Consider the following 17918-nt stretch of genomic DNA (forward strand, 5'->3'; position numbering starts at 1 on the left):
AACACCGTCAGAGCACTCAAGCGCTACGGCGCTCAGTCCGCCCGTGCCGGCCCGGCGCTCACCCACTCATAGGTCTCCACCTGTGACTGGTCGCACTTGCCGCAGCCGCTCCCGCAGGCCGCACCATTGGCGATCCGGCGTACCCGACCGCGGCGCTCCAGGGTCGCCAACATCCCGCGCAGCGCGTCGGGGCTGGCGTCGAAGTGGGTGGCGAGATCGATCAGGGGCGCGCGTCGGTGCTGGGCCAGGTAGCCAGTCAGTTCGGACAGAATCATAGTCAGGCCCCTTTGACGACAGGTTGCGCGGGCCGCAGCGGTCCAGCGCGGTCGGCCAGCAAGCGCATCGCGACGACCACGGCGAGGAACAGGCCAACCATCGCCGCGATCCAGGCCGCCGAACTGGCCGGGTCACGCCCGAAGATGGCGCTCTGGTAGAAGACCGTGGCGATGCCATAGCCGAGGCCGGTGGTCCAGGCCACGGCAAACAGGGTCCAGCCCGGTGCGGTCTCCCGCCAGATGGCCGCAATGGCCGCCGTGCAGGGTGAATAGAGCAGGATAAACAGCAGGTAGGCGAAGGCACCCGCCGCCCCGTCGAAGCGCGCCGCCATCGCCCCGAAGGTGCCGGCCTTGACCGCCTGCCGCTCGGCGGCCGCCTCGGCATCGCTCAGGTTCCCCAGTTCCAGCCCCAACGGATCGCCCCAGTGGCCCAGGGCCTTACCCAGGTTGGCCGGGATGGTGAGCAGGGCCGCGTGCAGGCCGCCGAGGAGGCTATAGGGTTGCTGCGGGGCCCGCCCACCCGCGTCGGTGACCGCCAGGGCGGAGTAAGTGGCATCGAGGGTGCCGACCACGGCCTCCTTGGCCAACAGCCCGGTGAAGATACCGACGGTGGCGGGCCAGTTGTCGGCGTTCAGTCCCATGGGCGCAAAGGCCGGGGCGGTGGCGCGGCCGAGCCCGGCCAGTACCGAGCGCTCGCTGCCCTCGTTGCCGGTGCTGCCGTCGGTGCCCAGGCTGTTGAGCACGGTGAGCACCAGCACCATGGGCACGATCACCCGCCCGGCCCCGACCACGAACCCCTGGGTACGCTCCCAGGTCCGCAGGACCACACCCTTCACCGTCGGCAGATGGTAGGGCGGCAACTCCATCACGAAGGGGGTGCTCTCGCCCTTGAGCAAGGTGAATTTCATGATAAAGCCGGTCAGCACGGCCACGGCGATGCCGATCAAATAGAGCCCGAACACCACATTCTGCCCGCCCACCGGGAAGAAGGCGGCGGCGAACAGGGCATAGACCGGCAGGCGCGCCCCGCAGGACATGAAGGGGGCCATGAGGATGGTCAAAATGCGGTCGCGCTGGTTCTCCAGGGTGCGGGTGGCCATGATCGCCGGCACGTTGCAGCCGAAGCCGACCAGGAGCGGCACGAATGACTTGCCGGGCAGACCGATGGCGCGCATGAAGCGGTCCATGACGAAGGCAGCGCGGGCCATGTACCCGGAGTCTTCCAGCACCGACAGGAAGATATAGAGGAAGCCGATGATGGGGATGAAGGTCGCGACCACCCGCAAGCCGCCGCCGATGCCATCGGCCAGCAGCAGGATCAGCCAGCCGGGCGCACCCAGGCCGGTCAGGACTTGGGTGGTTGCGCCGACGAACAGGGTCGCCGCGGCGCGGTCGAAAAAGTCGACGAAGGCCCCACCGATGTTGATGGTGAACATGAAGAGTCCATACATCACGGCGAGAAAGATGGGAATGCCCAGCACCCGATTGAGCATGACCGAATCGATGGCGTTGGAGAGGTCGCGCGACGCCCGCCCGGTCTGAGTCACGACCGCCTGAGTCAACCCATGGGCCAGGCCATAGCGGGCATCGGCGAGCAGGATATCGACATCGTCCACCTCCGCGCCCAGCAGCGCACGCACCTCGGCGGGGCTCACCGCCTCCCCCACCAGGTCGCGCACCAGGTCGTCACCCTCCAGCAACCGGGAGGCGAGCCAGCGCGGCGGGTCCCCGGCGGCCGCCGCAATCGGCGTCAGCCGCGGCAGGAGGACGGCGATGGCCGACTCCAGGGTGTCACCATAGGTAAGCTGCGCACTGGCCACGGGCGGGGCATCCATGGCCTCCAGGACCACCAGTTTGAGGTGCTCGATGCCCTCGCCGTCGGCCGCGGAGACCGGCACCACCGGGCAGCCAAGCCGCCCCGCCAAGGCCGCCACATCAATGCGCAGGCCATGATCGCGGGCGACATCGATCATGTTCAGCGCCAGCACGAGCGGACGACCCATCTCGATCAGTTGGGTGGTGAGATAGAGGTTGCGCTCCAGGCTGGAGGCATCCAAGATGTTGAGGATAAGGTCCGCCTCACGGGCATGCACAAAGTCGCGGGCGATGCGCTCGTCGAGCGACACGTCCTCGTCGGTCCCGGCCGCGATCACGTCCAGCGAGTAGGTCCCTGGCAGGTCCACCAGGTTGAAGTCTGCACCGCCGAAATGGTAGCGCCCGGTCTTGCGCTCGACCGTCACCCCAGGCCAGTTACCGACGCGCTGGCGGGAACCGGTCAGGGCATTGAAGAGGGTCGTCTTACCGCAGTTGGGGTTGCCAACGACGCCGATGGTAAATTCTTTGTGCGGGTTGTTCATCGGGCGCCCTCATCAGCTATCTAGGCCAGGCGCTCTACCCGCAGGGCCGCCGCCTCGTCGCGACGCAGGCTGAGGTTTGAACCGCGCACCCGCACCTCCACCGGGTCGCCCAGGGGGGCTACCCGCAACACCTCAAATTGCACCCCCGGGGTCAGCCCCATGGAGAGTAGTTTGCGCCGATAGGCCCGCCCCCCCTCTTCAAAACCCTTCACCCGGCCGCGCTGCCCGATCCGCAAGGCCTTGAGCGTGGTCTGAGGCGACACGTCCATGGGTTCAGCGGGGCCGCTGCGCTGGAGCGCGGACCAGAGCGAGCGGGCCAGCGTCCCCAGCACCCCGGAACTGGACACCTCGTGGCAACACCCCCCGGGGCCGGGGCAATCAGGGCAGACAGTGTTGAAGTTGAGCATGATGGCAGGCGGATGCCGATGGGTAACGAGAATGATTCGCATCTTAAACGCGGAATCACCCCGATGCAAATGTCACCGGATCGCCAGGCCCAAGCCCCAACACCACATCGGCGCGCGCCTGGTTGACCGCGATCTCGACCAGCCCCAAGGCGTTCTCATACCAGAACGCCTGTCCGGGCGGGACGTCACAAAAGGTCCGGGCCGCCCCCAGGGTCCGCCCGGCCGCGATCAGTTGCGCCGTGGGCGGGTAGCCCTGCGCCCGCAGCCCGGACATCAGGTTGCCGTAGCCATCGACATACACGACTTCGGGCCGGTCGTCCGCCCAGTCCGCACCAATGAGTGTACCCACATCCAGTTCGGTAAGCGCCGGGGTCTCCCCCCGGCACAGGGCGGCGGCGACCGGGGCGAACCAGTCACGGCCGTGGAAACTCGGCGAGGCCCCTCGTGGTGGCCGCCAGTCGATCCGGCGCAAACGCGGTCGCACGGCGCGCCGCGCGACCTGGCTCAACAAGCCGTTATCCGGACCAACGAACAGGTCCCCCCCGGCAGCAAGGACCAGCCCAGCCCGCTCGCCGCCCACACCGGGGTCGACCACGCACAGATACAGTGTCGCGCGCGGCAGGTCGCGCACCAGGGCCGGCAGGAGATAGGCGGCCAAATCCGGACGAAAGGGCGGCAGGTCATGCACCAGGTCGATGATCGGCGGCCCCGGGGCCAGAGCCGATAGCCGGGCCATCACCTGGCCGACATAGATGCCTGCACCAAAATCGGTGACCAGCACGATTCGCTCGATGGTAGGGGCTTGAGCAATAGACGAACGGGCGGCCATTCTGAATCCTAAGTCCGGCAATTTCTCACGCCAAGACCCAATGCAAAAACCGGGCATAAGCCCGGCTTTTGCACTCCCGACGCCAAACTCAACGGCGTCAGTCTTCGTCAGCCGCCGTCGTGTCGCGTTCCGGCCGGTCGACCAACTCGACATAGGCCATCGGCGCCGCATCGCCGGCACGAAAGCCGCATTTCAAAATGCGGAGATACCCGCCAGGACGCGCCTGGTAACGCGGGCCCAATTCCAAGAAGAGCTTCCCGACCACTTCCTTGTCGCGGAGCCGGGCAAAGGCCAAGCGACGCTTGTGGACCGAGTCGATCTTGGCCAGGGTGATCAGTGGCTCGGCCACCCGCCGCAACTCTTTCGCCTTGGGCAGGGTAGTCTTGATCAGTTCGTGCCGGAACAGGGAGGCCGCCATGTTGCTGAACATCGCCTGGCGATGCGAACTGGTACGATTGAGGTGCCTTCCGGCTTTGCGGTGACGCATGGTCCGTGATTCCGGTAACAGTTAGCGAATGCTGAGTTCGTCGATATTTTCAGGGGGCCAGTTCTCTAGCCGCATCCCCAGCGACAAACCACGAGTGGCAAGTACGTCCTTAATTTCGGTCAGGGACTTCTTACCAAGGTTAGGCGTCTTCAGCAACTCCACTTCAGTGCGTTGAATCAAATCGCCGATCAGATAGATATTCTCTGCCTTGAGACAGTTGGCAGAGCGAACCGTCAACTCCAGATCGTCCACCGGACGCAACAGGATCGGGTCGATTGCCGGCGCCGCCGGCGCCTCCGCAGCGGCATCGTCATCCGGCGCCGAACCCTCCAAGGCGACGAAACTGGCCAATTGATCGCGCAGTATCTGGGCCGCCCGCTGGATGGCGGACTTCGGATCAATGGTCCCGTTCGTCTCCAAATCGATGACCAACCGATCCAGATCGGTACGCTGCTCCACACGCGCCGACTGCACCTCAATGGCGACCCGGCGCATCGGGCTGAACGAGGCGTCCAAGGGCAATTTGCCGATAGGACGGTCTTCGGCCCCTTCCACATCGCGCTGGGTTGCGGGCTCGTAACCAATGCCGCGGCGCACGGTGAGCGTCATGCTCAACTCGGCGTCCGTGGTGATATGCGCGATGATCAGCCCTGGGTTGGCAATGGCGCCGGAATGCCCAAGGTCGATATCCGCCGCGGTCACGACCCCTGGCCCCTTCTTGCTCAACGCAAAAGTGGCCTCGTCCTTACCATTCAGCGTAATCGCCAAGTTCTTGAGATTCAGAAGAATCTCAAGCACATCCTCCTGCACCCCGGCCAAGGTGGTGTACTCGTGAAGCACACCGTTGATCTCCACCTCAGTGACGGCACAGCCGGTCATGGACGACAGGAGGATGCGCCGCAACGCATTCCCCAGGGTGTGCCCGAAACCCCGCTCCAGGGGCTCCAGGGACACCCGCGCATGATTCAGGCTGCCGTCGACCGGTTCGACCTGAACGATCCGCGGACGAAGAAACTCGCCGATAGCTTCAGTCATTCGGTACCCCCTTTGAAAACACTCCTTACTTGGAGTACAGCTCGACGATCAGCGACTCATTGATGTCAGCAGGCAGATCCGAACGATCCGGGACGCGTTTGAAAACGCCCTTCAGACCCTTGGCATCGACCTCGACCCAATCGGGAAAGCCGTACTGTTCGGCCAAGGCCAGGGCGTTTTGTACACGCACTTGCTTCTTGGCCGCTTCCCGCACCTCAACGGCGTCGTCGGGACCCACCGGATAGGACGCGACATTCACCACCCGCCCGTTGACGAGGATGCACTTGTGCGAGACGAGCTGCCGCGCCTCGGCCCGGGTGGAGCCGAAGCCCATCCGAAACACGACGTTATCGAGACGGCGCTCCAGCATCTGCAACAGGTTCTCACCGGTTGCACCCTTCGACTGGGCCGCCTTGGTGTAATAGTTGCGGAACTGACGCTCCAACAACCCATAGATCCGACGGACCTTTTGCTTTTCCCGCAACTGCACGCCGTAATCGGAGACGCGCCGCCGACGGTCGCCCGTCTGGCCGGGCTGCTTCTCCAGATTGCACTTGGTATCGAGTGCGCGCGCCCGGCTCTTGAGAGACAGGTCGGTGCCTTCGCGCCGCGCCAGTTTGCAGGTTGGGCCTGTATAACGTGCCATGATTTATTGCTCCCTCAGACGCGCCGCTTCTTGGGCGGCCGACAGCCGTTGTGGGGGATCGGTGTCACGTCAGTGATACTGGTGATCTTGAAACCGGCGTTATTGAGTGCGCGCACCGCGGACTCCCGGCCGGGGCCGGGGCCCTTCACGTTCACATCCAGGTTGCGCACGCCGTATTCCTTAACGGCCTGCCCGGCCTTATCGGCCGCTACCTGGGCGGCAAACGGGGTGCTCTTACGCGACCCGCGGAACCCGGAGCCACCAGAGGTCGCCCACGCCAAGGCGTTCCCTTGACGATCGGTGATGGTGATGATGGTGTTATTGAAGGATGCGTGGATGTGGGCAACCCCATCCGCAACCTGCTTACGGACCTTCTTCTTTACGGTACGAGTCGGTTTAGCCATTCGCCTTTACCAGCCGGGGCGCATCATGTGCGCGGCCTTAACGCTTGATGGGGCGCCGCGGTCCCTTCCGGGTCCGGGCGTTGGTACGGGTCCGCTGGCCACGCAACGGCAGCCCGCGACGATGACGGATGCCGCGGTTGCAGCCGAGGTCCATCAAGCGCTTAATGTTCATTGAGATCTCGCGACGGAGATCGCCTTCCACGGTGAACTTCGCAACCTCGACGCGAAGCTTGTCCACTTCCTCTTCCGAGAGGCTTTGGACCTTGGTCACCCGCGACACGCCCGCGGCGTCGCAGATTTCACCGGCCCGCACCCGGCCAATACCGAAGATCGCGGTCAACGCGATCACCGTGTGCTTTTTTTCTGGGATGTTAACGCCGGCTATACGGGCCATGGCTCGGAACCCTCAAATCCTGAATGCGGAGCGGTAAACCGCGTATCATAACAGAAGTCTGGCCTAAGTCAACCAGCCGATGGTTAACCTTGACGCTGCTTGTGTCGGGGATCCTTGCAGATAACCCGCACGACACCCTTGCGACGCACCACCTTGCAGTTGCGACACAGTTTCTTGACCGATGCACGTACTTTCATTCTCGTCTCCTAAAGATGCTTGGGGCCCCCTGTCAGCGCAGCATGCCTGCGCCGGGAGCCTTCAGGTTGGCCTTCTTCATCAACCCCTCGTACTGGTGGGACATCAGATGAGCCTGAACCTGGGCCATAAAGTCCATGATCACGACCACCACGATCAAGAGCGAGGTGCCTCCAAAATAGAAGGGTACGTGATAACTGACAATCAGGAACTCCGGCAGCAAACAGACCGTTGTGATGTAAATCGCACCCACGGCCGTCAGGCGGGTCATCACGAGGTCGATATACTTGGCGGTGTTCTCACCCGGCCGGATACCCGGGATGAAGGCCCCTGAACGTTTCAGATTGTCTGCCGTCTCTCGCGCATTGAACACCAGCGCGGTATAGAAAAAGCAGAAAAATACGATCGCTGCCGAGTAGACGATGACATAGATCGGTTCCCCGGGCGACAGCTTGGAGGTGATGTCCGTCACCCACCGCAGCTTTTCGTCGTTCGCGAACCACTGCCCCAGGGTCCCCGGGAACAGCAGAATGCTGGAGGCGAAGATCGGCGGAATCACACCGGCCATGTTGATCTTCAGCGGCAAATGCGTACTCTGCGCCTGCATCAGCTTGCGCCCCTGCTGGCGCCGCGCATAATTCACGGTGATCCGCCGTTGCGCGCGCTCCACGAAGACCACGAAGGCGGTGACCGCGACCACCATGGCCAACATCACCAGTACGGCCATCGGGTTCATCTCGCCGTTCTCAACCAAGACCAGCGTACCCCCGAGCGCGGCCGGCAAGCCCGCCACGATACCAGAGAAGATGATCATGGAGATCCCGTTGCCGACACCCCGCTCAGTAATCTGCTCGCCCAGCCACATGAGGAACATGGTCCCGGTGACCAGCGAGACCGTCGCAGTAAAGACGAAGCCCGGGCCGGCATTGCTGACCAAGGCGGTACCGCCCGCGGTCTGCCCCTGGAGCGCCAGCGAGATGCCCAGCGCTTGGAAGCCCGCCAGTGCCACCGTGCCGTAACGCGTGTACTGGGTGATCTTGCGACGCCCCTGCTCGCCCTCCTTCTTCAACTGCTCCAGAACCGGTATCACCGACGTCATCAACTGCACGATGATCGACGCCGAGATATAGGGCATGACGCCCAGCGCAAACAGACTAGCGCGTTGCAGGGCGCCACCGGAGAACATGTTGAACATGTCCAGGACGGAGCCCTTATTCGACTCGAAGAGAATCGCCAGGGCCTCGGGATTGACCCCGGGGACCGGAATAAAGGTGCCGATGCGGTACACCAACAACGCCCCAACCAGGAACAGCAGGCGTTGCTTCAATTCGGTCAGCCGCCCCATCCCGGCGAGCGACTGTCCCATCAATGAGGGATTTTTAGCCATCGGCAAGGGTCCTTCTGTTATTCCTCGACCTGGTCGCTGGTCGCTTCCTCGACCTTACCGCCCGCCGCCTCGATGGCGGCACGCGCACCCTTGGTGACAGCAATGCCACGCACCGTCATGGCGCGCTCAACCACACCGGAGAGCATGATCTTGGCGGCGGTGGTCGAACGCTTGATGAGCCCGGCCTCCAGCAGCGTCTTCAGGTCCACGACGTCGCCGCTGATCCGGCCGAGTTCGCTCAGGCGAATCTCTTCACGGTTGCGGGCGGTCAGTGAGCGAAAACCCACCTTCGGCAGCCGACGCTGCAAGGGCATCTGGCCACCCTCGAAGCCCACCTTGTGGAAGCCGCCGGCGCGGGATTTCTGGCCCTTATGGCCACGGCCGCCGGTCTTGCCGAGCCCGCTGCCAATGCCGCGACCGCGACGCTTGGCCGGCGCCTTACTACCGGCATCGGGCGTGAGTGTATTTAATCGCATCTCAGGCCTCCCCCACTACCTTGACCATATAAGAGACAGCGTTGACCATGCCGCGCGTGCAGACATTGTCTTCGACATCCACCACCTGATGCATCCGGCGCAGGCCCAGTCCACGGACACAGGCCTGGTGCTTGGCCAGCCGTCCGTACTGGCTACGGACCAACTGCACCTTCATCATCTTCTTGTCTGGCGTGTTATTTGGCATTGCCTACCCCAGGATCTGTTCGACCGTCTTGCCGCGCTTGGCGGCAATGGTCTCGGGATCGTTCATGCCCTTGAGCCCAGAGACGGTCGCACGTACCACGTTGATCGGATTGTTGGTCCCGATGCACTTGGCCAATACGTTCGCCACCCCCAGCACCTCGAAGACCGCGCGCATCGCGCCACCGGCAATGATCCCGGTGCCATCGGAGGCGGGCATCATGAAGACCTTCGCCGCACCGTGGCTACCCTGCAGCGGATACTGGAGCGTGGTCCCCCGCAGCTTCACGTCGATCATGTTCTTACGGGCGCTTTCCATCGCCTTCTGGATGGCAACCGGGACCTCGCGGGCCTTGCCGCGACCATAGCCGACCCGGCCCTTGCCGTCGCCGACCACCGTCAGCGCGGCGAAGCCGAACTGCCGCCCGCCCTTGACCACCTTGGCGACGCGATTGACCGCCACCAGCTTTTCCAAAAGGCCATCGCCTTCCGGCTTGGGATTGAAGTTCGACATGGTACAGCCCCTAGAATTTCAGTCCGCCCTCGCGGGCCGCATCAGCAAGCGCCTTCATGCGCCCGTGATAGCGGAACCCGGAGCGGTCGAACGCCACTTGTTCAATGCCCTTCGCCAAGGCGCGTTCTGCGATGGCCTTGCCGATGGTTGCCGCGGCGCCCACGTTACCCTTGTGCCCCGTGATCGATTGACGCAAGTCCTTATCGACCGTGGAGGCACACGCGACCACCAGGTCCCCAGTGGGGGCGATGATCTGCGCATAGATGTGCTGTGGCGTGCGATGGACACAGAGCCGATACGCACCCAACTCACTAATCTTCGCGCGGGTCTTGGCCGCCCGACGCAACCGAGCGTGTTTCTTGTCCATTGGCTATACCCCTTATTTCTTCTTGGCTTCCTTACGCAGGACATCTTCGTCCGCGTAACGAACACCCTTGCCTTTATAGGGCTCCGGCGGACGATAGGCGCGGATCTCGGCCGCGACCTGCCCAACGCGCTGGCGATCGGCGCCGCTGACGACGACCTCGGTCTGGGTCGGCGTCACAATCGTGATGCCGGCGGGGACCGGATAGTCGATCGGGTGCGAGAAACCCAGGCTGAGCGTCAGCACATCGCCCTTGGCCGCCGCGCGATAGCCAACGCCGACCAGCGTCAACTTGCGCGAAAACCCGGTGCCGCAGCCGACCACCATATTATTGAGTACAGCACGGGTGGTACCCGCCATGGCCCAACTGTTCTCTTGGCCGGCCGCCGGGGCGACCGTGATGACGCCATCCTCGTACGCCACCGCAACCGTGGGGTGTATTGTCCACTCCAGGGCGCCTTGGCTGCCCTGAACCTTCACCAACTGACCGTCCAACTGCACCTTCACTGCGGTGGGGACGTTAATCGGGGCCTTTGCAACGCGTGACATGAGCTGCTCCTCCGTTAGGCCACGAAGGCGATGATTTCGCCGCCGTATCCGGCCTGGCGGGCCGCGCGATCAGTCATCAGCCCGTGGGAGGTGGAGACGATCGCCACCCCCAGACCGGCCCAAACGCGGGGCAATTCGCCCTGGCCGCGGTAGATCCGCAACCCGGGACGGGAGACGCGCTTCAAGAACTCGATCACGGGCTTGCCGCGATAGTACTTGAGCTTAACGACCAGTTGCGCCTTGACGCCATTGGTCTCGACCTGCGCGTCGGCAATATACCCTTCCTCTTTCAGCAGGGCCGCGATGGCGACCTTCTGCTTGGAGGACGGCATCACAATCGTGATCTTGCCGCGCTGCTGGCCGTTGCGGATGCGTGTCAGCATATCCGCAATCGGATCCGACATACTCATGTGTTGCTCCTAGTGACACACGTGGTGGGTCAGGCCACCGTCACGGTGCGATACCCGAAGAAGTGGATGTCGGCCCGGGACGCCCAGGCCGAAATACCGGAGATATTACCAACTCGCCTTGACGACACCCGGCACGTCGCCGCGCATCACCGCCTCGCGCAGCTTATTGCGCGAGAGTCCAAATTTCCGATAGACCGCATGCGGGCGACCGGTGATCCGGCAGCGCAGCATCTGGCGCGTCGGACCGGCGTCCCGCGGCAGCTTCTGCAGCTTCGCGAGCGCCTCGTCGAGCGCTTCCGGCGTCGCGCTGCGGTCGTTGATCACGGCCTTGAGCGCGGCGCGCTTGGTGGCGTACTTGGCGGCGATCTCGCTGCGGCGACGGTCGCGTACGATCATGCTGGTCTTAGCCATCGTGTTTCCTTAAAGTCCGGCCGCGCGTCAGGTGCGGAACGGGAAGTTGAACGCCTCGAAGAGCGCACGGGCCTCTTCGTCGGTGCGGGCCGAGGTGGTGAACGTGATGTCGAGACCACGCAGGGTATCGATCTTGTCGTAATCGATCTCCGGAAACATGATCTGTTCCTTCACGCCCATGGAGTAGTTCCCACGGCCGTCGAACGACTTGGCGCTCAACCCCCGGAAGTCACGGATACGCGGGATGGCGACGCTGATCAGCCGATCCAGGAACTCGTACATCCGCTCCCGGCGCAGCGTGACCTTGCAGCCGATCGGCCAACCGTCACGGATCTTAAAGGCGGCCACCGACAGGCGCGCCTTGGTGACAATTGGCTGCTGCCCGGCAATGGCACGCATATCCGCCACGGCAAAATCCATGACTTTCTTATCGGCGATGGCCTCGCCGACCCCCATATTCAGGGTGATCTTCTCGAAGCGCGGCACCTGCATGACACTGCGGTAGCCGAATTTCTCCTTCAGCTCCCCGACGATGCGCTCGCGGTAAACGGTCTGCAATCTGGACATTTCGCTACCTAAATCATTCCAAGGCCGGGCCGTGACGCCGGACTATACGTCAACCACTTCGCCATTCGACTTGAACACCCGAACCTTACGACCGTCATCAAGGGTTTTGAATCCGACCCGATCGCCAGCGCCCTTCTGCGGGTTGAACAGTGCCACATTGGAGATCGCCAGCGGCATCTCCTTGTCGATGATGCCCCCGGCCTGCCCCTTCTGGGGGTTGGCCTTCTGGTGCTTCTTGACCATGTTCACGTTTTCGACCAGCACCTGGCTGTCAGCGAGAATCCGGCGCACGGTACCGCGCTTGCCCTTGTCCCGTCCGGTGATGACGATCACGTCATCCCCTTTCTTGATCTTTTGCATGACAGGGGACTCCTTACAGCACTTCGGGTGCAAGTGAAATGATCTTCATGAACCGCTCGCCGCGCAGCTCGCGGGTCACGGGTCCGAAGATGCGCGTACCGATGGGCTGGAGCTGATTGTTCAGGAGCACCGCGGCGTTCCCGTCGAAACGGATCGCCGACCCATCGGGGCGACGCACACCCTTGCGGGTACGCACGACGACCGCGCTGTAAACATCGCCCTTCTTGACCTTACCGCGCGGAATCGCATCCTTGACGGTGACCTTAATCACATCGCCGATGCCCGCGTAACGCCGATGCGATCCGCCAAGCACCTTGATGCACATGACGTTCCGGGCGCCGCTGTTATCAGCGACGCTCAGATGAGTTTGCATCTGAATCATTGTTCTCTACCTAGTGTTGCTGATGGCGACGACCGCAATGCGACGTTGCGAGCCCCCTGAGTCAATCAGCGGGGTCGGCTAGCGGGCCTTCTCGACGATCTCGAGCAGACGCCAGCTCTTGGTCTTCGACAAGGGCCGGCACTGCTCGACGCGCACCAGGTCCCCTGCACCGCAGGCGTTGTCTTCATCGTGGGCGTGGATCTTGGTCGAACGGGTCAGAAACTTGCCGTACAGCGGGTGCTTGACCCGCCGCTCGATCAACACGGTGACGGTCTTGTCCATCGCGCTGCTGACCACGCGCCCACTCAGCGTGCGGTTGACCTGATTTTCGTCGCTCATGATTTCGCGCCCACCTTCAATTCCGTCATCACCGTCTTGATCCGGGCGATCTCCCGCCGTACCGCCCGCATCTGGGAAGGTCGGGTGAGTTGCCCCACCCCCCGCTGCATACGCAGGTTGAACTGCTCGCGCAGCAGACCCTCGAGCTGCTCCTGCAGCGTCTCGGTGCTCTTGGTCCGAAGCTCTTTCGCCTTCATCACAGAATCGTCCGTCGCTCAAAGGTGGTCTGAATCGGCAACTTGGCCGCCGCCAGCACAAAGGCCTCGCGGGCCAACTCTTCGCTGATCCCTTCGATCTCGTAGAGGACACGACCGGGTTGGATCAGCGCGACCCAGTATTCTACGTTACCTTTGCCCTTACCCATACGAACTTCGAGCGGTTTTTTTGAAACCGGCTTGTCCGGGAAGACGCGAATCCACAATTTGCCGCCGCGCTTGACCTTGCGGCTGATGGCGCGGCGGGCGGCCTCGATCTGGCGGGCGGTCAGGCGTCCACGCCCCGTCGCCTTGAGTCCGAACTCGCCAAAAGAAACGCGGTTACCGCTCTGGGCCAGACCACGGTTACGTCCGGTCTGTTGCTTACGGTATTTCGTGCGCTTGGGTTGCAGCATGACTTATCCCCTCTCCCGCCGACCGGTCTGCTTGACCGCCGGCTCCTCGGGGAGTTGGTCGCCGAACACCTCGCCCTTAAAGATCCAGACCTTGACGCCCAGCACCCCATAGGTGGTGCGCGCCTCGGCAAAGCCGTAATCGATATCGGCGCGCAGGGTGTGCAACGGCACCCGCCCCTCGCGCGCCCATTCGCGGCGAGCAATCTCGGCGCCGTTCAAACGGCCACCGACGCTCACCTTGATGCCTTCGGCACCCAGACGCATGGTGTTCTGCAAGGCACGCTTGACGGCCCGGCGGAACATGATGCGGCGCTCCAACTGCTGGGCGATCCCTTCGGCCACGAGCTGCGCATCCAGTTCCGGCTTGCGGATCTCCTCAATGCTGATATGCACCGGGACCCCGAGGATCGCCGACACCTTGGCGCGCAGCTTATCGATGTCCTCGCCCTTCTTGCCGATCACCACCCCGGGTCGCGCCGTGTGGATGGTGATGTGGGCGTTCTTGGCCGGCCGATTGATCTGGATGCGGCTCACCGAGGCGCTCGCCAGTTCCTTCTTCAGGAAGGCGCGCACTGCAAGGTCTTTGTTGAGCATATCCGCGTAGTCGCGGGTATTGGCGTACCACTTGGACGTCCAATCTTTGACGATGCCCAAGCGGAAGCCGATCGGATGAACTTTCTGTCCCATACTGGTCCCCTGGCCCCTTAGGCTTCCGCCACCGTCAAGGTGATATGACTGGTCCGCTTCATGATACGGTTGGCGCGCCCCTTGGCACGCGGCATGATCCGCTTCATGGTCGGCCCCTCGTTAACCTGAACCGACTCGACGCGCAGGGCATCGATGTCGGCGCCCGCGTTGTGCTCGGCGTTCGCAATCGCGGACTCCAGCACCTTCTTGATCAGGGCGGCACCCTTCTTGGTGCTGAAGGCGAGGGTGTTGAGTGCCCGTTCGACGTGGAGGCCACGGATCTGGTCGGCGACCAGTCGGGCTTTCTGCGCCGAGATTCGGGCATATTTTAGTTTGGCTTCGGCTCGCATCTCAGACACTCCGGCTACTTCTTCTTCGCCTTTTTATCGGCGGCGTGTCCCCGGTAGGTCCGGGTGAGCGCGAATTCGCCGAGCTTGTGGCCGATCATGTTTTCGTTGACGAGCACCGGTATGTGCAAACGTCCATTGTGGACCGCGATAGTCAGGCCCACCATTTCCGGCAACACCATCGAGCGGCGCGACCAGGTCTTGATGGGGCGCTTACTGTTTTGCGCGACCGCCTCTGCGACCTTTTTCGCCAAATGATGGTCGATAAAGGGTCCCTTTCTTACTGAACGTGGCACTTATGCAACCTCGTCTTGCTTAACTGCGGGTTTACTTACGGCCGCGACGGCGCACAATCATGCCGTCCGTCCGCTTGTTCTTACGCGTCTTGTAGCCCTTCGTCGGGACACCCCAAGGGGTTACCGGATGACGGCCACCGGAGGTACGACCTTCACCACCGCCATGGGGGTGATCGACCGGGTTCATCACGACACCACGAACCGTCGGGCGGACACCGCGCCAACGGGTTGCACCGGCCTTGCCGAGCTTGCGAAGATTATTCTCCGCGTTGCCCACCTCACCGATCGCCGCGCGGCAATCGGTATGAACTTTGCGCATCTCGCCGCTGCGCAGACGCAGCGTGGCGTACTCGCCTTCGCGGGCCACCAACTGGGCGGAGGCACCGGCCGAGCGGGCCAACTGCGCACCCTTGCCGGGCCGCATCTCGATGCAATGCACCTGGGCACCGATCGGGACATAGCGCAGCGGCATGCAATTGCCGACGCTGATCGGCGAGCCTTCGCCGGACTGCACCTTGCTGCCGGTCTTCAGACCCTTGGCGGCGATGATGTAGCGACGCTCACCGTCGGCATACTTGAGCAGGGCCAAGTGTGCGCTACGGTTGGGGTCATACTCCAACCGCTCAACGACGGCTGGAACGCCGTCCTTGTTGCGCTTGAAGTCGACGATCCGGTAATGCTGCTTATGGCCGCCGCCCTGATGACGCACCGTGATGCGGCCTAGGTTGTTGCGACCGCCGTGGCGGGTTTGCTTCTCGACCAACGGGTGGTAAGGAGCGCCCTTGTGCAGGTCCGGTGACACCACCCTGACGACAAAACGGCGTCCGGGAGAGGTCGGTTTGGACGTTACGATTGGCATGTTCGTCTATCCGCTAAGTCCGGGTTTAATCCGGGTTTGATCCGGGTTGAATACGGCCGGGCTCAGGCGCCGACGCCGAAATCGATGGTATGGCCGGGCTTTAACCGCACATAGGCCTTGCGCCAATCCTGACGCCGACCGATGCGCTTGCCCACGCGCTTCTCTTTACCCTTGACGTTCAGCACCTGGACGCCAGCCACCTCAACCTCGAACATCAGGGCCACAGCGCGACCGATCTCGCGCTTATGGGCATCGCCGACGACGCGGAAGGCGTACTGGCCGGACTCGCCGATCAGGGTCGTCTTCTCCGACTGGAGGGGTCCAAGCAGAACCTTCATCAGCCGTTCTTTGTTTTGGCCGGCATTCAGATTCATGACAGGCGCTCCTCTAGCTTGCGGATGGCCGCTGCGGTCGCCACCACGCTCTCAAATGCCATCAGGCTCACCGGGTCCACTTCCTGAGCGGACATCACGTCCACCCCCGGAATATTACGGGCGGCCAGATAGAGGTTCTCTTCGAGCTCGTCGGTGATGATCAGACAATCGCTGACCCCCAAGGTCTTCAGATGCCCAAGGAGTTCCTTGGTCTTGGGTGCCTCGACCGCAAACTCATTGACCACGATCAGACGCTCGGCACGGGCCAGCTCCGACAGGATCGAGCACACGGCACCGCGGTACATCTTGCGATTCACCTTTTGGGTGTAATCGCGCGGACGGGCCGCGAAGGTCACGCCGCCGTGACGCCACAGCGGGCCGCGGGTGGTGCCGGCACGAGCGCGGCCGGTGCCCTTCTGGCGCCAAGGCTTTTGCCCGCCGCCAGAGACCTCGGCACGGGTCTTCTGCTTCTTGGTGCCGGAGCGCCCACCGGCCATATAGGCCGTGACCACCTGATGAATCAGCCCGGTCTTCAGTTCGGCGCCGAATACGGCGTCCGAAACCTGGACACTGCTGGCGCCGCCAGCGTCAGTGCGAATCGCGAGATCCATGACTATTTGCCCTTATTCTTGTACTTCACGGACGGCACCACAACCAGGCGACCGCCGGTGGGGCCGGGCACACCGCCCCGGATCAGCAGCAGGTTACGCTCGGCGTCGACCCGCACGACCTCCAGGCTCTGCTGGCAGCGAGTCACGGCGCCCAAATGGCCGGCCATCTTCTTGCCTTTCCAGACCCGGCCCGGAGACTGGTTCTGACCGATGGAACCCGGCGCCCGGTGCGAGACCGAGTTGCCGTGGGTCGCATCCTGGGTGCGGAAGTGGTGGCGCCGCACGCCGCCGGAGAAGCCGCGGCCCTTGGTCACACCGCGCACATCCACCATCTGGCCCGGGGCGAAGATCCCAACCGAGATCTCGTGCCCGACCTCGAGGTCGGCGCCCTCGTCGCCTTCCAGGCGGAACTCACTCAGGCACTCACCGGCCTCAACGCCGGCCTTCGCATAATGACCCGCCATCGGCTTGGTCACCCGCGACGCCCGGCGGGTGCCGAAGGCGACCTGCACGGCACGATAGCCGTCGGTGTCTGTTGTCTTTAACTGGCTTACCCGGTTCGGCGGGACCTCAACCACCGTCACCGGGATATTTTCCCCGGCCTCGGTGAAGATGCGGGTCATGCCGGCTTTACGCCCGATCACTCCAATCGTCATGATTCCGCCCTCAGCTCAGCTTGATCTGGACGTCGACGCCCGCCGCCAGATCCAGTTTCATCAGCGCATCGACGGTCTTGTCGGTAGGATCGACAATATCCATCAGACGCTTATGGGTGCGCAGTTCGTATTGGTCCCGCGCGTCTTTATTGACATGGGGGGAGACCAACACGGTCCAGCGCTCCTTCTTGGAGGGCAGTGGGACCGGGCCGCGTACCTGGGCGCCCGTGCGCTTGGCGGTATCGACGATTTCGCGCGCCGACTGATCGATCAAACGGTGATCGAAGGCCTTCAGGCGTATGCGGATTCTTTGGTTATTCATTGATCTACTCGATGATCTTGGCGACCACGCCGGCGCCGACGGTACGGCCACCCTCGCGGATGGCGAAACGCAGGCCCTCTTCCATGGCAATCGGGTTGATCAGCTTGATCACCATCTTCACGTTATCCCCCGGCATCACCATCTCAATGCCTTCCGGCAGGGTGCAG

Annotated in this window: 32 protein-coding genes and 1 pseudogene; all 33 read right to left on the reverse strand. The window is 63.1% G+C overall.

Going from position 1 to position 17918, the window contains the following annotated elements; translation table 11 throughout:
* Positions 1 to 32: 32 nt before the first annotated feature.
* Positions 33 to 275 (reverse strand): FeoC-like transcriptional regulator, encoded by a 243-nt coding sequence (locus tag QZX93_RS12050; RefSeq protein WP_295386751.1) that lies wholly within the window; start codon positions 273 to 275, stop codon positions 33 to 35.
* Positions 276 to 277: 2 nt separating this feature from the next.
* Positions 278 to 2632 carry a Fe(2+) transporter permease subunit FeoB gene (gene feoB / locus QZX93_RS12055; protein WP_295386754.1) on the reverse strand — a complete coding sequence of 785 codons (2355 nt, stop codon included), beginning with the start codon at positions 2630 to 2632 and terminating at the stop codon, positions 278 to 280.
* A 20-nt stretch (positions 2633 to 2652) separates the two neighbouring features.
* A complete protein-coding gene (locus QZX93_RS27355) occupies positions 2653 to 3081 on the reverse strand; it encodes a FeoA family protein (protein ID WP_366760256.1) in 429 nt (142 codons plus the stop codon).
* Between the two features lie 13 nt (positions 3082 to 3094).
* Positions 3095 to 3820, reverse strand: coding sequence for an SAM-dependent chlorinase/fluorinase (locus QZX93_RS12065; protein ID WP_366760258.1), 726 nt, complete (start codon positions 3818 to 3820; stop codon positions 3095 to 3097).
* Positions 3821 to 3965: 145 nt separating this feature from the next.
* On the reverse strand, positions 3966 to 4355 hold the full coding sequence (gene rplQ, locus QZX93_RS12070; protein ID WP_295386760.1) for a 50S ribosomal protein L17: 390 nt from the start codon (positions 4353 to 4355) through the stop codon (positions 3966 to 3968).
* Between the two features lie 21 nt (positions 4356 to 4376).
* Positions 4377 to 5390: a DNA-directed RNA polymerase subunit alpha gene (rpoA, locus tag QZX93_RS12075; RefSeq protein WP_295386763.1), complete on the reverse strand. Its 1014-nt coding sequence runs from the start codon at positions 5388 to 5390 to the stop codon at positions 4377 to 4379.
* A 25-nt stretch (positions 5391 to 5415) separates the two neighbouring features.
* Entirely contained in the window at positions 5416 to 6036 is a 621-nt protein-coding gene (rpsD, locus tag QZX93_RS12080; protein ID WP_295386766.1) for a 30S ribosomal protein S4, read from the reverse strand.
* A gap of 14 nt (positions 6037 to 6050) precedes the next feature.
* Entirely contained in the window at positions 6051 to 6440 is a 390-nt protein-coding gene (rpsK, locus tag QZX93_RS12085; protein ID WP_295386769.1) for a 30S ribosomal protein S11, read from the reverse strand.
* A gap of 37 nt (positions 6441 to 6477) precedes the next feature.
* On the reverse strand, positions 6478 to 6834 hold the full coding sequence (rpsM, locus tag QZX93_RS12090) for a 30S ribosomal protein S13 (protein ID WP_295386772.1): 357 nt from the start codon (positions 6832 to 6834) through the stop codon (positions 6478 to 6480).
* Between the two features lie 83 nt (positions 6835 to 6917).
* Positions 6918 to 7031: a 50S ribosomal protein L36 gene (gene rpmJ / locus QZX93_RS12095; protein WP_295386775.1), complete on the reverse strand. Its 114-nt coding sequence runs from the start codon at positions 7029 to 7031 to the stop codon at positions 6918 to 6920.
* Between the two features lie 32 nt (positions 7032 to 7063).
* Complete coding sequence (gene secY, locus QZX93_RS12100; RefSeq protein ID WP_295386778.1) at positions 7064 to 8416, reverse strand: preprotein translocase subunit SecY; 1353 nt, start codon at positions 8414 to 8416, stop codon at positions 7064 to 7066.
* Between the two features lie 17 nt (positions 8417 to 8433).
* Complete coding sequence (gene rplO / locus QZX93_RS12105) at positions 8434 to 8892, reverse strand: 50S ribosomal protein L15 (RefSeq protein ID WP_295386781.1); 459 nt, start codon at positions 8890 to 8892, stop codon at positions 8434 to 8436.
* Between the two features lies 1 nt (position 8893).
* Positions 8894 to 9097 (reverse strand): 50S ribosomal protein L30, encoded by a 204-nt coding sequence (gene rpmD / locus QZX93_RS12110; RefSeq protein WP_295386784.1) that lies wholly within the window; start codon positions 9095 to 9097, stop codon positions 8894 to 8896.
* A 3-nt stretch (positions 9098 to 9100) separates the two neighbouring features.
* The gene (rpsE, locus tag QZX93_RS12115; RefSeq protein ID WP_295386787.1) at positions 9101 to 9607 is read right to left on the reverse strand and encodes a 30S ribosomal protein S5; all 507 of its coding nucleotides are present in this window, start codon (positions 9605 to 9607) and stop codon (positions 9101 to 9103) included.
* Positions 9608 to 9617: 10 nt separating this feature from the next.
* The gene (gene rplR, locus QZX93_RS12120; RefSeq protein ID WP_295386791.1) at positions 9618 to 9974 is read right to left on the reverse strand and encodes a 50S ribosomal protein L18; all 357 of its coding nucleotides are present in this window, start codon (positions 9972 to 9974) and stop codon (positions 9618 to 9620) included.
* A 12-nt stretch (positions 9975 to 9986) separates the two neighbouring features.
* A complete protein-coding gene (rplF, locus tag QZX93_RS12125; RefSeq protein WP_295386793.1) occupies positions 9987 to 10520 on the reverse strand; it encodes a 50S ribosomal protein L6 in 534 nt (177 codons plus the stop codon).
* Between the two features lie 14 nt (positions 10521 to 10534).
* Complete coding sequence (gene rpsH / locus QZX93_RS12130) at positions 10535 to 10930, reverse strand: 30S ribosomal protein S8 (RefSeq protein ID WP_295386795.1); 396 nt, start codon at positions 10928 to 10930, stop codon at positions 10535 to 10537.
* 105 nt (positions 10931 to 11035) lie between these two features.
* Positions 11036 to 11341, reverse strand: a complete 306-nt coding sequence (rpsN, locus tag QZX93_RS12135; RefSeq protein ID WP_295386797.1) for a 30S ribosomal protein S14 — start codon at positions 11339 to 11341, stop codon at positions 11036 to 11038.
* Positions 11342 to 11368: 27 nt separating this feature from the next.
* Positions 11369 to 11908, reverse strand: a complete 540-nt coding sequence (rplE, locus tag QZX93_RS12140) for a 50S ribosomal protein L5 (protein WP_295386799.1) — start codon at positions 11906 to 11908, stop codon at positions 11369 to 11371.
* Positions 11909 to 11950: 42 nt separating this feature from the next.
* A complete protein-coding gene (gene rplX / locus QZX93_RS12145; protein WP_295386802.1) occupies positions 11951 to 12268 on the reverse strand; it encodes a 50S ribosomal protein L24 in 318 nt (105 codons plus the stop codon).
* Between the two features lie 13 nt (positions 12269 to 12281).
* Positions 12282 to 12650 (reverse strand): 50S ribosomal protein L14, encoded by a 369-nt coding sequence (rplN, locus tag QZX93_RS12150; RefSeq protein WP_295386804.1) that lies wholly within the window; start codon positions 12648 to 12650, stop codon positions 12282 to 12284.
* A 78-nt stretch (positions 12651 to 12728) separates the two neighbouring features.
* A complete protein-coding gene (gene rpsQ, locus QZX93_RS12155; protein WP_295386806.1) occupies positions 12729 to 12989 on the reverse strand; it encodes a 30S ribosomal protein S17 in 261 nt (86 codons plus the stop codon).
* Positions 12986 to 13186 (reverse strand): 50S ribosomal protein L29, encoded by a 201-nt coding sequence (gene rpmC, locus QZX93_RS12160; RefSeq protein WP_295386809.1) that lies wholly within the window; start codon positions 13184 to 13186, stop codon positions 12986 to 12988. Before rpmC ends, rpsQ begins: the two co-directional genes overlap by 4 nt.
* Complete coding sequence (rplP, locus tag QZX93_RS12165; protein WP_295386812.1) at positions 13186 to 13599, reverse strand: 50S ribosomal protein L16; 414 nt, start codon at positions 13597 to 13599, stop codon at positions 13186 to 13188. Before rplP ends, rpmC begins: the two co-directional genes overlap by 1 nt.
* Positions 13600 to 13602: 3 nt before the next feature.
* Entirely contained in the window at positions 13603 to 14286 is a 684-nt protein-coding gene (rpsC, locus tag QZX93_RS12170; RefSeq protein WP_295386815.1) for a 30S ribosomal protein S3, read from the reverse strand.
* 17 nt (positions 14287 to 14303) lie between these two features.
* Entirely contained in the window at positions 14304 to 14636 is a 333-nt protein-coding gene (rplV, locus tag QZX93_RS12175; protein WP_295386818.1) for a 50S ribosomal protein L22, read from the reverse strand.
* 14 nt (positions 14637 to 14650) lie between these two features.
* The gene (rpsS, locus tag QZX93_RS12180; protein WP_295386821.1) at positions 14651 to 14929 is read right to left on the reverse strand and encodes a 30S ribosomal protein S19; all 279 of its coding nucleotides are present in this window, start codon (positions 14927 to 14929) and stop codon (positions 14651 to 14653) included.
* Positions 14930 to 14960: 31 nt separating this feature from the next.
* Complete coding sequence (gene rplB, locus QZX93_RS12185) at positions 14961 to 15788, reverse strand: 50S ribosomal protein L2 (RefSeq protein WP_295386824.1); 828 nt, start codon at positions 15786 to 15788, stop codon at positions 14961 to 14963.
* A 62-nt stretch (positions 15789 to 15850) separates the two neighbouring features.
* A complete protein-coding gene (gene rplW / locus QZX93_RS12190; protein WP_295386827.1) occupies positions 15851 to 16162 on the reverse strand; it encodes a 50S ribosomal protein L23 in 312 nt (103 codons plus the stop codon).
* The gene (gene rplD, locus QZX93_RS12195; RefSeq protein WP_295386830.1) at positions 16159 to 16773 is read right to left on the reverse strand and encodes a 50S ribosomal protein L4; all 615 of its coding nucleotides are present in this window, start codon (positions 16771 to 16773) and stop codon (positions 16159 to 16161) included. The genes rplW and rplD overlap by 4 nt, the downstream gene beginning before the upstream one ends.
* A gap of 2 nt (positions 16774 to 16775) precedes the next feature.
* The gene (gene rplC, locus QZX93_RS12200; RefSeq protein WP_295386836.1) at positions 16776 to 17429 is read right to left on the reverse strand and encodes a 50S ribosomal protein L3; all 654 of its coding nucleotides are present in this window, start codon (positions 17427 to 17429) and stop codon (positions 16776 to 16778) included.
* Positions 17430 to 17439: 10 nt separating this feature from the next.
* On the reverse strand, positions 17440 to 17751 hold the full coding sequence (gene rpsJ / locus QZX93_RS12205; RefSeq protein WP_100921353.1) for a 30S ribosomal protein S10: 312 nt from the start codon (positions 17749 to 17751) through the stop codon (positions 17440 to 17442).
* 4 nt (positions 17752 to 17755) lie between these two features.
* A pseudogene (gene tuf, locus QZX93_RS12210) lies at positions 17756 to 17918 on the reverse strand (elongation factor Tu); the annotation flags it as partial.

It is taken from the genome of uncultured Thiodictyon sp. (assembly GCF_903946935.1).
GTDB lineage: Bacteria > Pseudomonadota > Gammaproteobacteria > Chromatiales > Chromatiaceae > Thiodictyon.